The following is a 14,879-nucleotide window of genomic DNA, read 5'->3' as shown; positions in this document are numbered from 1 at the left end:
CGGTTGGATCAATACTTCAGAATATCTCTCAGAAAATTATGGTACTCCGGATAGGAGGGCAGGTTATTATGCCCTCCACCTTCGATCCGTATTAAGGTGATTTTGGAACGATTGATTGCCTGCAATTTTTCACTGTGCCGGATGGGAATCAACCAGTCGCGCGTGCCATGCAGGATATAGGTATGACAATTCACATGCCGGATCCATTTGTCTGTTCGGAGGTGATAACGCAATACCACAGACACCGGCAGGATGGGCAGAAATCGTTCCACTACTTTTTTGAAACTATAATAAGGCGCGTCCAGGATCAGGTAACGGGGACGATTATCCGAAGCCAGCTTGGCAGCAAATCCACTACCTATACTTCTGCCATAAACAATGATATGATGTTCAGGGTACTGGTGGGTAAGTTCAGCGTAAACAAACTGGATATCTGAAAGCAACTGTTTCTCGCTTCTTTTGCCGGTACTTTTTCCAAAGCCCCGGTAATCAATAAGCACTACGTCATAGTTGTACCGGTAAAAATCCCGGGCATATTTGGCCCAGCCCTTAATACTGCGACTATTGCCATGCAGGTAGAGGATTAATCCTTCCGGTTTGTCGCGGTAAAAATGCAGTCCATTGATACTGACCCCCGGCTCCGGATGAAAGAACAATTCCCGAAATGGACTATCATATTTAAACTCAAAATCAGCCGCCAGTTTCTCCGGTTTGAAAATCAGTTTTTCCTGCAGGAAATATCCCAGCACGCTCAGGAGCAATATGGCAAGGAAGATGTAGAGGAGGATCATGGTATGGAAGATAATACATTGGAAGGAGGTGAATCGAGTGAATGAGGTGAATAAGGTCAATGAGGTGAATAAAGTGAATGGTGAATTTCTACCCGTCGGGTTTACCCCCAATTAGTGCACTTTTCCCATTCCTCGGTATTCCCATTCTCCCGTCTCCTCTGTATCCTGTCTCCTTTGTTTCCTCTGTATCCTGTCTCCTTTGTATCCTCTTCCATGCCTCCTTTGTCTCCTGCTTCCCGTCTCCCGTCTCCCTTCTCCTTTGTTTCCTCTTCCATTCCTCCCGTCTCCCTTCTCCTTTGTCTCCTCTTCCTTATTCCTCCTCATGATACACCCGCTTCAACCGTATCGTGGTTACGGGTGCAACAATAAGCGGGAATTTCTCCACCACGACATTGGAGGGGTCGAGACCAAAACCTCTTTCTTCAGAGAGACTGATTTCTTTCAGCCAGAAATAAATCTTCATGATGATGCGCTCAAAGAATGGCAGTTCATTATCCTGGCTCAAGTATTTTTCCATTACGATAAACTGGAAATCACCCACCACATTGTTTCGCTCCAGGCTTTCGTACCGGCTGTAAATATTCACTTCCTTATTGTTCACCAACTCTTCCACCACTTTGCGGAACAACAGGTTGATTTTTGGTTCCATCCGGAAGCCCAGCCTGAATTCCACCCGGATAATATCATTGGGAATGATATGGTCTACCACATACTCACAGGTATAAGGATCATCCAGCGTATCCACATGCACAAACCAGTAGATGTCTGCCCGCTTGGGTTTCTTGTTCAGGATGGAATAAATGATCTTGTGTTCAATCTCTTTGGGGTTGTTCGCACTGGTCATATACACCAGGTGGGTAGCATGTTTCGGAACTGTTTTGTCATTACTGAGTTCCTGGATCATGGGCACATAATGCTCCAGCCGAACAAATTCCACATAGCGGTTTTTGATCTTGCGACTCCGGTAGGATACATACATGATGATGAACATACCCAGCCCAATAATCAGGGTGATATAACCCCCATGGGTAAACTTTTCCAGCAAGGCTACCAGGAAGGTTATTTCAATCACCAGGAAGGTAATCAGAAACAGGTAGATCAGTCCCGAATTAATCCTGCGTGCCACCATATAATTTGAAAACAGGATCGTGGTAGTAATCAGGGTAACTATAATCGCCAAACCATAGGCAGCTTCCATACGGGAAGATTCCTTAAAGTATAATACAATGCCCACGCAACCTATAAACATCATGGTGTTGATACCCGGTATAAACAACTGGCCTTTTTCCTCAGAAGGATATCGAATCTTCAGCCTGGGCCACAAATTGAGGCGCATGGCTTCACTGATCAGGGTGTAGGCACCGGAGATCATTGCCTGGCTGGCGATAATGGCAGCAGTGGTGGCGATAATCACCCCCGGTATAATAAACCATTGTGGCATCAGGTCGTAAAAAGCATTAATACCCAGCTCTGCTTTTGCCGCAGGGGTAACTTCAATGCCGGTACGATTGGCCAGCAAAAACGCGCCCTGTCCGAAATAATTCAGCAACAGGCAGGTTTTTACATAAATCCAGGAGAAACGTATATTATCCCGACCGCAATGTCCCAGGTCACTATACAGCGCTTCCGCACCCGTTGTACAAAGGAATACCGCACCCAGCAACCAGATCGCCTTGGGATAGGTAGCCAAAAAGTTGACCGCGTAATAAGGATTGATCGCCTTTAAAATGGATAGATCATCTGTAATATGCAATACCCCCAAAATACCCAGCATGGTAAACCAGACCATCATAATGGGACCGAACATCTTTCCAATGGAAGCAGTCCCAAACTGCTGCATAAAAAAGAACAGCGATATAATCGCCAATACAATATATACAATGGTGGAAGTCTGCAATTCATGAAATACCGGCAACTCTCTTAATCCTTCAATGGAAGAAGTAATGGTCATGGGAGGGGTGATGATACCATCTGCCATCAGGGAAGCCCCCCCAATCATGGCCGGTACTACCAGCCATTTTTTTCTTCGCCGTACCAATGCATACAGGGCAAAGGTTCCGCCTTCCCCCCGGTTATCTGCCCGCAATACCAACCATACATACTTAACCGTGGTTACCAGGGTGAGGGTCCAGATAATACAGGACAAAGCTCCAACAATCAAATCCTCCGTGACAGTCCTGCCGGATATAATCGCGTTAAATACATAGAGAGGAGAAGTTCCAATATCACCGTAAATAATTCCTAAAGCAATTAAGAGGCCTCCTAATGAGACTTTGTCTAAATTTTTTCCCACTGTTAGACTATTGCGCCGGCATTCAACTGCCGACTGGTATTCAGAATAGACCAGCTATATGGATGGTCGTCTTGCAAAGGTATAGTTAAAATAATCATACCTTATGCATATGTTGTGAACATAAACAACCGACTGGTGCGTAAAATTGTCCTATAAATATCTGCAATGGATATTACCTTTAACTAAAGCGTACGAAATGAAAATCAAACTCGTATTGTTTGGCATTTTTTTATTGGCCCTTATTAATGTAAACGCCCAGGCTCCCCGGATAGTATATACGGAGCCTGAAAAGGAAGACTCGCGCCGTACCTCTTTTGAGATCCTGGGAAAAATAGACGGCAACATCCTGATCTATAAAAATAACCGGACAGAACATGCGATTTCCATCTATGATGATGAAATGAAGTCGCAGGACAGGGTGCTTATGGACTTTATGCCCGACCGTGTGATCAATGTGGATTATATCACCTATCCTGAAAAAATCCTTTTCTTTTACCAGTACCAGCGCAAGCGGGTGGTGTATTGTGATTATATCGCCATCGGTGCCAATGGTAAACCCCTGGGCAACCCGGTAACCCTGGATACCACCGAAATCGGTTATACATCCAGCAATAAGATCTATACCGTCATCAACAGTGACGACAAACAAAAGATCATGTTGTTTAAGGTTAACAGTAGTAATCCGCGTAAATTCTTCATCACTTCTTTCCTTTATGATGAGAATCTGGCCCTGATCACCCGCAATTTCAGCCAGGTTGACATGGATGAAAAAGGTGATTATTTCTCAGACTTTCACCTGAGCAATTCCGGAGAACTGGTGGTAGCCCGCTTCTCAAGAGCAGGTAACTCTGACTTCATATCCGGGGTGAATATGTTAATCAAACACCCGGATTCCCTGGGTTTTAGTATCCGAAATGTCGAAATCGGTAAACAGATTCTCGACAACCTGCTCATGAAAATCGATAACAGTAACAACCGGGTGATTCTGGCTTCCTTTTTCTCCCGGCAGAAAAGAGGAAATATAGAAGGACTCTACCTGGTGAACTGGGATAAAGGCAATAATGCCAAAGTGATGGATACGGCTATTGTATTTACTGATGATCTGCGGGTGATGGCCAAAGGTACCGATGCCAACAAAAAATCAGCCTTCAATGATTTCTTCATCAAAAATATCTTTACCCGGAAGGATGGTGGTTTTGCTATCGTGAGTGAGTCTCTTTATACCACTTCTCGCAATAATGGTTTCAACCGGTGGGATTATATGGGCTGGGGCAATCCCTGGTTCGGTCCCATGAATTACGGTTATTGGTCGCCGATTTATTCTCCTTTTGGCATGCCCTGGAACCGGTATGGCTGGAACAACAACCCTATGAACCGCTATTTTGCTGAAAACGTTCTGGTGATTTCCTTCAGCCAGGATGGTACCAGGGAATGGAGCAATGTGATTACCAAAAATCAGTTCGACGATGAAAGCGATAACCTGATTTCTTATGGAATCATGAATACAGGCGGGGAAGTTCACTTTCTTTTTAATACTTTCGAAAGAAGAACTTTTGTATTGACCGACCAAAGCCTGGATCCAACGGGTAAGATTACCCGCTATCCAACTTTGAAAAACCTGGATAAGGGATACGATTTCATGCCTAGATTCGCGAAGCAGGTTAGTGGCAGGCAGATCATCATACCCTGCCTGTACAGGAATTACCTGTGCTTCGCCAGGGTCGATTTTTAAAACCCAGCCAACGTGATAGGAGTTTTCAGGCAGAAAAATCCAGGCAATGCCCTCATCCTGCTGATTTATGCCTTTGTACTAAAATTCCCGGTATTTCTGCATGCCACTGCTCCGTTGAAGCAGGAGGATGATAATTATCTCTATAAATTATTACTCAATACCCTTGCTCCTTTCTTCGGTGAGCAAGGGTTTTTTTATCCCCTGCTTGCTTTTTTGCTGCTCTACCTGCAGGCCAGCCTCCTGAACCGGATCGCCAATACCATCAAACTCCTGCCCAAGCCCAATTACCTTTTTGGGATGGCGTTCTTGTTGGTCAGCAGCCTGCTGTCGGAATGGAACCAGTTCTCCAGTACCTTGCTGGTGAACTTTGCCCTGATCTGGATCTGGTATGGTATGGTGCGCTGGTACAATAATCCGCGGGCCATGGGAGCCATTTTTAATACTACCCTGCTGGCAGGTATCCTGCCTTTATTATATACCCCCTCCATTGGATTTGTGGTAATGGTAATCCTGGGCATTTTTATTACCCGACCCCTCCGGATAGGAGAATTCGTGGTAGCCCTGATCGGTTATATGGCACCCTTTTATTTTCTGCTGGTGATCATGTACCTGACCGATAACTGGCACCCTGAAGAACTGATCCCTTCCATCCAGTTCCACCTGCCGAAATTGCCGGAATCGCTCTGGACTACAGGAGGAATTTTATTGCTGGTCATACCATTCCTGGTAGGCGCCTTTTTTGTACAGGATAACCTGAATAAAATGCTGATCCAGGTGCGGAAGAACTGGAGTTTGCTGTTGTTGATACTGCTGGTCGGACTCATCGTCATCCTCGTAAATCCGGGTGATAACTACCAGCACTGGATGCTGAGTGTCATTCCCATCGCCTGTTTTCATGCGGCAGCCTATTTTTACCCCGATAAGAAATTGTTTCCGCTGATTTTACATTGGCTGCTCTTTGCCTTTGTGATGGCCATCAATTTCATTACTTTTGCGCCTTAAATTCTCCTACATGAAGTTTGGTGTAGTCGTTTTCCCCGGATCCAACTGTGACCGCGATATGCAGGAAGCCCTGCAAAATGACCTGGGGCAGGAAGTCATCATGCTCTGGCATAAAGACAAGGACCTGTCCGCCTTCAACACCAACGACTGCATTGTTTTACCCGGAGGATTTTCTTATGGCGATTACCTGCGCTGTGGTGCAGTAGCCCGCTTTAGCCCGATGATGCAAAGCGTGATTGAATTTGCCAATAAAGGAGGAAAAGTGCTGGGCGTTTGTAACGGTTTCCAGATTTTATGTGAAGCTCACCTTCTTCCCGGTGTATTATTAAGAAATGCCAACCAGCAGTTTATCTGCAAAAATGTGTACCTGAAAGGAGGCGATTCCAACCAGGCCCTGAAAATTCCTATCGCCCATGGTGAAGGACGCTTTTTCGCAGATGAAGCTACCCTGGATCAACTGGAAGCCAATAACCAGGTGATCTATCGCTACTGTGATGCCGGTGGTTCCATTGACACCAAAGCCAACCCAAATGGGGCACTTAGAAATATTGCCGGTATCCGGAATGCCGCCGGAAATGTATTCGGAATGATGCCCCACCCCGAAAGAGCTACTTCAGAAGCCCTCGGTAACCTGGATGGCCGCACTGTTTTTGCCTCCCTGTTAGGTGTCAGATAACTGTTAATCTGGGACCTTGTGTGACTTGGTTAACATAACATTTGATTTTTTTCGCTGAATTTTGAGCCATGAAAAAAATGTTACTCTCTTTTCTGGTACTGGTACTTGCTACAGGTGCTTTTGCCCAAAGCGAAAAACAGGTTCGCTGGACCTTTCAATCCAAAAAAATTGCTGAAAATACCTATGAGGTACGCATGACTGCTGATATCGGCGGTAATTTTCATATGTACGCACAGGATGGAGGCGATGGTCCGGTTTCAACCACTTTTGATTTTACCAAAAACCCCCTGATCAGCTTCGATGGCCAGGTAAAAGAGCAAGGCAAACTCAAAAAAGTGTACGAAGAAGCATTCAGCTCTGAAGTTCGTTATTACGAGAAAAAAGTAGATTTTATTCAGGTTGTCAAAGTGAAAGGAAAGGCCAAACCTACCCTCGCAGGCAAAGTTGAATTCATGGTCTGCAACGATAAAGAATGCCTTCCCCCCTCCACCGTCAATTTCAAGGTAGCGCTCGGTGGTTAATAAACCCTGATTGGTATGCTCAATCGAATTTTACTACCCCTAATTTTACTGGTACTCCAGTTGCCCCTGCATGCGCAGGAAACTCCGAAGCCCGTTGAATGGACCTTTACCGGTTCCAACAGTTCCGGAACTCCTGAAATAATACTAAAAGCAAAAATTGCTCCCGGTTGGAAATTGTATTCCATCACCGCCACCGATGAGCAACCCAATACCCGGATTGTTGCGGACTCCTCCTGGGCTGCCCAAATGGGAACCCCAGTGGAAACAGGAAAGCTGGAAAATCAGCCCGAACCCCTGTTTGAAAACGACCGGATTCCCTATTTCCAAAATGAACTGGAAATTCGTATCCCGCTTCAGAACCTGAGTGGCCAGCAACTGCTCAAGGGCAGTATCAATTACATGGCCCTGAAAGGGGAGGAGATCATCGGGCCAGAGGAAGTTCCTTTCCGCTTTGAACTGGAAGCCGATGGATCGCTTGCTGTTGCTACGCTGAAAACAGTAGATGGCACCCAGGGTATCATTAAAAGAGCTGCCATTCAATTGGATCAGCCTGCCGCCGATTGCGGAGGAACCGGACTGGTGAAAGAAGGTGAAGGCGGACTCCTAAATATTTTCGTGCTCGGTTTCCTGGGTGGGTTGATTGCCCTCTTCACTCCCTGTGTATTCCCAATGATTCCTCTTACCGTTTCCTTTTTCACCAAAAAATCACAGGATCGCAAAAAGGGAATCGGCAATGCGATGTTGTATGGCTTTTTCATTTTCCTGATTTATATCCTCTTATCTGCGCCCTTCCATTTCCTGGATACACTGAACCCGGAAATACTGAATAATATCTCGACCAACGTTTGGCTCAACCTGCTCTTCTTTGTGATTTTCGTAGTGTTTGCCCTTTCGTTTTTCGGCTTGTTTGAAATCACCTTGCCCAGTAGTATCTCCAACTCGGTGGATTCCAAAACCGGTGTAGGTGGCAGCGTGGGTATTTTCTTTATGGCCCTGACCCTGGCCCTGGTATCGTTTTCCTGTACAGGTCCCATCCTGGGTTCCCTGCTGGCAGGATCTCTTTCCTCCAATGGTGGAGCTATGCAGCTTACTGCCGGCATGGGTGGATTTGGTCTCGCACTGGCATTACCCTTTGCCTTGTTTGCCCTCTTCCCCAACTGGCTGAATGCGATCCCGAAATCAGGAGGATGGCTTACCACCGTTAAAGTGGTGCTCGGATTTGTAGAACTGGCATTGGCGATTAAATTCCTGAGCAATGCAGATCTCGTAATGCACTGGGGTATCCTTAAAAGAGAAGTATTCTTCGGTATCTGGATTGTAATCGGACTTGTTACCAGTCTCTACCTATTTGGACTGATCCGCTTCCCGCATGAAGGTCCGGTTAAAAAACTGGGCACTACCCGCAAAGTCTTTGGAACCCTGTTTGCCTTGTTCACCTTGTACCTGATTCCCGGCTTGACCAATACTCCCTACGCCAATCTGAAATTGCTGAGTGGATTTCCTCCACCCCTGACCTATAGTGTGTATCATCACGAAGAAACCATCATTGTAAATGATTACGAAAAGGCGCTGAAACTTTCCAAAGAGTTGAATAAGCCCCTGCTGATCGACTTTACCGGATGGGCCTGTGTGAACTGTCGCAGAATGGAAGAGAATGTTTGGCCGGATGCGAATGTCAAAGCCCTGATGGAAAAATTTATCCTGGTTTCACTTTATGTGGATGATCGAAAACTTCTGCCTGATGCGGAACAGTTTATCTACACCAATGAAAAAGGAGTGCAAAAAGAAATTAAAACCATCGGTGATAAATTCGTCACCTTCCAGACCGAGAATTTTAAAAATGCTTCTCAGCCCTGGTATGTGATTCTTTCACCGGAAGAAAAACTGATGAATAACCCCGTGGGGTATACGCCGGACAAGCAAGCCTATGCCGACTGGCTGCAATGCGGACTGGATGCATTTGAAAAGAAATAAAAGAAGAGGCTGTCGATTTCGACAGCCTCTTTGCTTACTGCTAACAGCCTAACCTTTATAATTAAAACCAAACTAACTGCTAGAAGGTAGGATCCGTAGGCGTATTCGGATTATTATCCCGCTCACGGAAAGGATAAGGGAAGAAGTTTCTTTTCTTCTCTACATTGGGATCATTGGAACGATTGAACCTCCTCATGTCTTCCATTTTGAAGCCCTGCATGTACAACTCAATACAACGCTGACGATAAATTTCTGTTAGCACTGCTTCCTGTGTAACCGCACCACCATATACCGGTTGATTGGCACCAATACCAAAGGGATCAGCTGCACTGGTTTTGGTAAGGATCTTATTGAGTTCTGTAACAGCATCGTTCAGGGAAGCACCACCTGCTCTTGCAAGGGCTTCAGCTTTGATGAGGGTCATCTCACCCGGAACATAAATCGCCCAGGGAGTTGCCAGCTCTGCACCAAAACCTTTTATGCGCCAGCGGGGAGCTATGGTTGGGTTCACACTCATGTAGAATCCAATCCGGCCATCTGTCATATCAGGTCTCAACGCTTCCGGTAAACCAAAAGTGGAATCAATTACCTGGAACACGTTATTGGTGGCAGTAGACACATTGAAAATAGGGTTGGGTGATACCGCATCAAAATTCATGGTGCTCTTCTTGGTCAGGTCAACCGCATTGGCGGCAGCCAGCGCAGCTGCATAATTGCCACTGAACAGGGAGTACCTGGCCTTCAGTGCCTGCAGGGTATTCGGGATTTCAATGCCGGCGGGAAGGTTGGTTAAAAACTGCGCACTGATAGGATTGGCAGCAATCGCGGCCAAAGCTGCATCCAATGTTGCAATCGCTTCTGCAAATCCTTCAGCGCGACTCTTAAAACTCACATTGGTTCCAATAGATGCAGGGATTTGTTCCCAATACATCGACAGGTTGCCCAATGCCATGGCCTTGAAGATGGACGCATAACCAATCAGTCCGGCTGCATATCCTCTATCACCCAGGTTGGCAGCATTGTCAATTACATTGTTGGCATCAAAGATGACTTTCAAACTGCTGGTCCACAGGTTGCCCAGGATATTGTTGTTGCCATCCACATTGATACCACCCCGCCATAAGTTAAACTCATCCACGTTTCCTTCATTTCTTAAACTCAGTTCAAAGGAGGAGAAGCCATTGGCGGTTACCAGGTTGTACAAAGCCGACTGGCGACCCACACTGTATTGTTTCTGCACGCCTACTGCCACACCGGTAAGTCCGGTTGAATTCGACAGCGCATCCTCTACCGGGGTAGCACCCGGGTTAGTGAAATTCTTGCTGCAGGCTACCAGGCTGAACGCCAGGGAAGTGAGCAGGAATCCTTTATAAATAATTCTTTTCATACGTTTTAATTGGAGGTTAGGTACTAGAATCTTGCACTGATGTTGAAGGCGAATGTTCTCGGAATGGGCACATTACCAAAGTCAATACCACGGGCAATATTACTTCCACCACCGGCATTGGTTTCCGGATCAAATCCTTTGTAATTATCCCAGCTGATCAGGTTTCTACCGGAAAGGCCTATACGCAGATCACTGATGGCTTTACCAACTTTACCCAATCCATAGCTCAGTGATACTTCCCGCAGTTTTACAAAACTTCCATCATCAATTCTCCACTCTTCAATGGCATAGATGCCACTGATATAACCTCTTGGCAATTCACCACGGTGTTCTTTTTCTGCAAATTCAGCCCCGTTTCCTACGCCCTGGCGGGTACGGAAATCAGCATTGAATACATCTACGCCCTGTACCGCATCCAGTTGTACACGCAAAGACAGATTCTTGTATTCAAAGGTGTTCACGAGGGTTCCTGTCCAGTCGGGGTTAGGATCTCCAACAATCTTACGCAAAGGTGTTCCGGTTGGCAATCCGTCTGCTCCTCTTTGAGGCGTATACGAAAGCGGACTGTTCTGCGTTCCTCTTTCCTGAACAGGGATGCCATTTGCATTTTTGATTTCTCCACCATTTTCGTCTCTCGCAAAGAAGAATCCATAGAACACACCAATGGGTGCACCACGCAGCAGCGATACAGATCCTGCAGGCAGGTTAAACTGGATCAATCCCTGCGGGATTTCTTCCACTACGTTTCTGTTGCGGTTGAAGATTACATCCACATCCCAGCGGAAATTTTTAGTGCGGATGGGTGAACCACCAATCATCAGTTCAATACCCTTGTTACGAACCACACCTACGTTATCCAGCAGGCTGCTGTAACCGGTACTTGGAGCAATAAAGCGCGAAATCAACAGGTCGGTCACTTTTTTATTGTACCAGTTGAAGGTTACATTCAGCCGGCTGTTGAAGAAGGCCATATCGGTTCCGATCTCAATCTCTTTTTGTACTTCCGGACGCATATTGGTATTGGCCAGTTGTCCGGGTGATAACAGGGCTGTTCTTCCCACCAGGGGAGAAGCATTGTAGATATTGAAGCGATCATAGGCACCAATACCAGTCAGGTTACCACTTTCGCCATAAGCTGCGCGGAGCTTGAAGTAATTCCAGGTTTTTGCGAGTCCCAGTTTCTCCCAGAAGTTTTCATCACTCATCACATAAGAGCCACTCAGCTTGAGATAGAACTGGTTGCGCTGATCTTCACCGAACACAGAAGAACCATCGATCCTTCCGGCAGCTGTTAAGAAGTAGCGATTTTTAAACTTGAAGTTTTGCTGCAGGTAACCACCTGAAATAGAGATTTCAGAACGTGCATCTGATCCCGGAAGTACCGTACTGGCGCCTCCTACTGTTTGTACAAAGGGAGCCAGACCACGACCCTGTGCTACAGAGAAATTGGATCTTTCATATTGCAGCGAATAACCAACCTGGGTAGTGGAAATAAAATCTTCTGTAATGTTCTTGTTCAACGTAGCATTGATCTCATGGTTGATCAGGAACTGCTGGTTGTTACCAACAGATGCATATCCATTTTGGGTTGGGTCAAGAGAGGGACCACCACCCCAGAAACCCGGACTGGCATTGTAGGTATAAGGAGGAATATAGGTTGTACCTACCTGCGAGATATTATCAATACCCATGGTATAATCAATGGTCAGATCCTTCATGGGTTTCAATTTTAACCCAAGGGAACTGATGATGCGGTTGGTCTGGTTGCGCTGTTTGATGTCTTCAATAATGCTAACCGGGTTGATCCGACCGCGTTCACCTACTGCCTGCAGGTTGCCATTGGCATCTCTCTGCCAGATATCATGGAAATTACCAATGATGGTCACACTGTTGATGGGGGAGAAGAAAGAGTTGCCATCCGGCTTCTCATTGGCCATGCTGTTCACATAGTTCAGGCCGGCATTCACACTGGCCCACTTGGTGATTTCCTGGTCGAGGTTTACTCTGAAACTGAAACGCTGGAAATCAGTATTCTTGATAATACCCTGGTTGTACAGGTGAGAAGCAGACATGAAATATTTGGTCTTGTCTTTCCCTCCGCGTACAGAGATGTTATTATCAGTACCGATACCTGTGCGGAAGATATAATCCCAGTAATTGTAACGTGTAACAGGAGTGGTGTTGGTTAATCCGGTTAAAAGGATGTCCTGTGTAACAGCACCCGGACCATCAGCTGGTCCGCCGAATTTGGTAGGCGCTTTGTTATAACCCACATCTTTTCTCAACTGGTTCATGTTAACCGATGTATTGAAACTAACCACAGGAGCGCCTGAGCTACCTCTTTTGGTGAAGATCTGTACAACCCCGGCGTTCGCGCGACTACCATAAATAGCTGCAGCAGCTGCACCATTCAGGATTTCCACGCGCTCAATATCGGCGGGGTTGATATCCACCAGGCGGTTAGGGGCAGGAGAAATTAATCCGTCATAAGCATCCTGGGTATTGGTAACCCGGCGGGCACTGTTGCTTACGATTACACCATCCACAATATATAGCGGCTCACTGGAACCATTGATGGTGCTGGTACCGCGCAGGCGTACAGAAATACTTCCTCCGGGGTCACCACTGTTCTGGATGATCTGGGCACCTGGTGTTTTACCCTGCATGGCGGCCAGTACGTTACCGGTTGCACCCTTGGTGAGTTCATCACCTTTAACAGTGGCAACAAAGTTACCCAACTGGCGACGCGTAGTACCCAGGGAAGTACCTGTTACGATTACTTCATCCATGCTGGTGGCGTCTGACTTCAGGCTGGCATCCAGGGTATAGGAGCTAACACCTGCTGAAATAGTCAGCGACTGGGTAATGGTTTTAAAAGCAATTCCTGAAAACTCCAGTACATAACGTCCGGGTTTCAGATCGCTGGTGATGGTATAGCTACCGGTTTCATCAGTAGTGGCACCAGCAGTGGTGGTTCTTACCTGCACAGAAATGGAAGGAAGGGGCAGTCCGTTTTCGTCAGTAACTTTTCCGGAAATGCTGACCTGTCCAATGACTGCCAGGGCAAACAACTGAAGCGGCAGGCCAAGCAACAGCACCTTCCAACTCCTTCGTTTTGCACTTGTTCTTGAGTTCATAAAAGCAGTGTTTAGTTAAAATGAATGATGATTTCAAAACCTGCTGCGAATAACCGGAATACAGGCATGCACCTTAGGTATCCTCAGAATAGGAATACGGGTGGAGGTAGGGCAGTACAGTTCTCTCAGTTTTTAGCAGCACCTGAAATTAACTATTATTTCTATTAAATTGTTGCAAAAACCAGCAAATAATTGCAGAAATTCTCAGTTCAACTTATCTAATCTTGCTAAAACTTTCATTATCAGGGCAGTAATGAGGAGGGAGTTGAGGGAAAATGCGGGAATGGAAAGGGGGGAATGGAGGAAAGGAGGAAAGGAAGAGGGGTAATAAAAAAGCCCCCTGGGTGGGGGCTTCAGTTTGGCGTCATTCTGTAACAGCCTTCTGGCTGGCAAGCGAACATTGGAAATGTCAGAGGGAGCTACAGAATGACATTATTTTGATTTGCTAATCGTTTTTTTACTATAGCAATATTACAGTGTAAAATTGTTTCCGTTCTTTTTTATTATTTAAAAAATCATTAAAACTAGAGCGCAATATTTTTCTCTGTCATCATCTTACGCAGGTTGATCAAACCATAACGCATACGGCCAAGCGCAGTATTGATGCTGCAGTTGGTAAGCGCCGCGATTTCTTTAAAACTCAACTCAGCATAATGACGCAGAATGATTACTTCGCGCTGGTCTTCCGGTAAACGATCCAGCATCTGGCGCACCCGGTCATGACTCTGACGCTTCATCATTTTTGCATCCGCACCTTCTTCTGTGAAATTGATCACTTCAAAGATGTCGCGATCATCACTGGTTTTAATTGCAGGAGAACGCTTCACTTTTCTAAAGTGGTCAACACAGAGGTTGTGTGCAATCCGCATCGCCCAGGGAAGGAATTTACCTTCTTCTGTGTAGCGGCCCGCGCGCAGCGTGTCAATAATTTTAATGAGTACGTCCTGGAAAATATCTTCTGCGAGATACTTGTCTTTCACGAGGAAAAGAATGGACGTGTACAACTTGTCTTTGTGGCGGAGGATAAGGGTTTCAAGGGCTGCCATGTCTCCATCCATGAACAAATGGATGAGTTCATTGTCTGTTTTGACGCAATGTGATTTCATAAACATCTACGGTTTTAGTATTAAATGGGATATTGGTTACTTGGATTTGTGGGAAAATTACGAGTGTATTAGTAATTCTACGATAGGCGAAGTATTTATGGTTTTTGTTTTGGACGTTTGGTTAACTAAAAATAATAATTTATTCGAAAAAACAAGAGGTTGTTAAAATTATTTTCCAGTTATCGAAAATTATCGGTCAATAGTCTAAAGGAATTTACCTAGCTACATACGAAAAGAGATAAAAAGCAGTTTGTTTTCCC

11 protein-coding genes are annotated in these 14,879 nt (G+C 45.8%); 5 read left to right on the top strand and 6 right to left on the bottom strand.

Annotation, left to right across the window (positions count from 1 at the left end; translation table 11 throughout):
- Nucleotides 1-8: 8 nt before the first annotated feature.
- From L0U88_RS15330 to L0U88_RS15320, 3 genes are all read right to left on the bottom strand, one after another.
- Nucleotides 9-791, bottom strand: a complete 783-nt coding sequence (locus tag L0U88_RS15330; protein WP_234866963.1) for an alpha/beta hydrolase — start codon at nt 789-791, stop codon at nt 9-11.
- Between the two features lie 101 nt (nt 792-892).
- Nucleotides 893-1,066: a hypothetical protein gene (locus L0U88_RS15325; RefSeq protein WP_234866962.1), complete on the bottom strand. Its 174-nt coding sequence runs from the start codon at nt 1,064-1,066 to the stop codon at nt 893-895.
- A 35-nt stretch (nt 1,067-1,101) separates the two neighbouring features.
- Entirely contained in the window at nt 1,102-3,084 is a 1,983-nt protein-coding gene (locus tag L0U88_RS15320; RefSeq protein ID WP_234866961.1) for a KUP/HAK/KT family potassium transporter, read from the bottom strand.
- A 196-nt stretch (nt 3,085-3,280) separates the two neighbouring features.
- On the opposite strand from L0U88_RS15320, the gene L0U88_RS15315 reads away from it, so the two are divergent.
- The 5 genes from L0U88_RS15315 to L0U88_RS15295 all read left to right on the top strand — a co-directional run bounded on the left by L0U88_RS15315 (nt 3,281) and on the right by L0U88_RS15295 (nt 8,989).
- Nucleotides 3,281-4,816, top strand: a complete 1,536-nt coding sequence (locus tag L0U88_RS15315) for a hypothetical protein (protein WP_234866960.1) — start codon at nt 3,281-3,283, stop codon at nt 4,814-4,816.
- Between the two features lie 12 nt (nt 4,817-4,828).
- A complete protein-coding gene (locus L0U88_RS15310; protein ID WP_234866959.1) occupies nt 4,829-5,818 on the top strand; it encodes a hypothetical protein in 990 nt (329 codons plus the stop codon).
- Between the two features lie 10 nt (nt 5,819-5,828).
- Complete coding sequence (gene purQ, locus L0U88_RS15305; RefSeq protein ID WP_234866958.1) at nt 5,829-6,494, top strand: phosphoribosylformylglycinamidine synthase subunit PurQ; 666 nt, start codon at nt 5,829-5,831, stop codon at nt 6,492-6,494.
- A gap of 68 nt (nt 6,495-6,562) precedes the next feature.
- Nucleotides 6,563-7,015: a protein-disulfide reductase DsbD domain-containing protein gene (locus L0U88_RS15300; protein ID WP_234866957.1), complete on the top strand. Its 453-nt coding sequence runs from the start codon at nt 6,563-6,565 to the stop codon at nt 7,013-7,015.
- A 15-nt stretch (nt 7,016-7,030) separates the two neighbouring features.
- The gene (locus L0U88_RS15295; RefSeq protein WP_234866956.1) at nt 7,031-8,989 is read left to right on the top strand and encodes a protein-disulfide reductase DsbD family protein; all 1,959 of its coding nucleotides are present in this window, start codon (nt 7,031-7,033) and stop codon (nt 8,987-8,989) included.
- A 79-nt stretch (nt 8,990-9,068) separates the two neighbouring features.
- Here the strand turns inward: L0U88_RS15295 and L0U88_RS15290 are convergent, their stop codons facing one another.
- The 3 genes from L0U88_RS15290 to L0U88_RS15280 all read right to left on the bottom strand — a co-directional run bounded on the left by L0U88_RS15290 (nt 9,069) and on the right by L0U88_RS15280 (nt 14,619).
- The gene (locus L0U88_RS15290) at nt 9,069-10,376 is read right to left on the bottom strand and encodes a RagB/SusD family nutrient uptake outer membrane protein (RefSeq protein ID WP_234866955.1); all 1,308 of its coding nucleotides are present in this window, start codon (nt 10,374-10,376) and stop codon (nt 9,069-9,071) included.
- 23 nt (nt 10,377-10,399) lie between these two features.
- A complete protein-coding gene (locus L0U88_RS15285; protein ID WP_234866954.1) occupies nt 10,400-13,513 on the bottom strand; it encodes a SusC/RagA family TonB-linked outer membrane protein in 3,114 nt (1,037 codons plus the stop codon).
- Between the two features lie 524 nt (nt 13,514-14,037).
- Nucleotides 14,038-14,619 (bottom strand): RNA polymerase sigma factor, encoded by a 582-nt coding sequence (locus L0U88_RS15280; RefSeq protein WP_234866953.1) that lies wholly within the window; start codon nt 14,617-14,619, stop codon nt 14,038-14,040.
- Nucleotides 14,620-14,879 lie beyond the last annotated feature (260 nt).

The sequence above is a fragment of the Flavihumibacter fluminis genome, from assembly GCF_021491375.1.
Classification (GTDB): Bacteria; Bacteroidota; Bacteroidia; order Chitinophagales; family Chitinophagaceae; genus Flavihumibacter; species Flavihumibacter fluminis.
This window is presented reverse-complemented; position numbering and strand designations above follow the sequence as displayed.

What these genes read in the sequence shown, in the direction of transcription:
- L0U88_RS15300 (WP_234866957.1), top strand. Translation starts at nt 6,563, where the DNA reads ATGAAAAAAATGTTACTCTCTTTTCTGGTACTGGTACTTGCTACAGGT.
- L0U88_RS15325 (WP_234866962.1), bottom strand. Translation starts at nt 1,066, where the DNA reads ATGGAAGAGGAAACAAAGGAGAAGGGAGACGGGAGACGGGAAGCAGGA.
- L0U88_RS15330 (WP_234866963.1), bottom strand. Translation starts at nt 791, where the DNA reads ATGATCCTCCTCTACATCTTCCTTGCCATATTGCTCCTGAGCGTGCTG.
- L0U88_RS15290 (WP_234866955.1), bottom strand. Translation starts at nt 10,376, where the DNA reads ATGAAAAGAATTATTTATAAAGGATTCCTGCTCACTTCCCTGGCGTTC.
- L0U88_RS15285 (WP_234866954.1), bottom strand. Translation starts at nt 13,513, where the DNA reads ATGAACTCAAGAACAAGTGCAAAACGAAGGAGTTGGAAGGTGCTGTTG.
- purQ (WP_234866958.1), top strand. Translation starts at nt 5,829, where the DNA reads ATGAAGTTTGGTGTAGTCGTTTTCCCCGGATCCAACTGTGACCGCGAT.
- L0U88_RS15295 (WP_234866956.1), top strand. Translation starts at nt 7,031, where the DNA reads ATGCTCAATCGAATTTTACTACCCCTAATTTTACTGGTACTCCAGTTG.
- L0U88_RS15315 (WP_234866960.1), top strand. Translation starts at nt 3,281, where the DNA reads ATGAAAATCAAACTCGTATTGTTTGGCATTTTTTTATTGGCCCTTATT.
- L0U88_RS15280 (WP_234866953.1), bottom strand. Translation starts at nt 14,619, where the DNA reads ATGAAATCACATTGCGTCAAAACAGACAATGAACTCATCCATTTGTTC.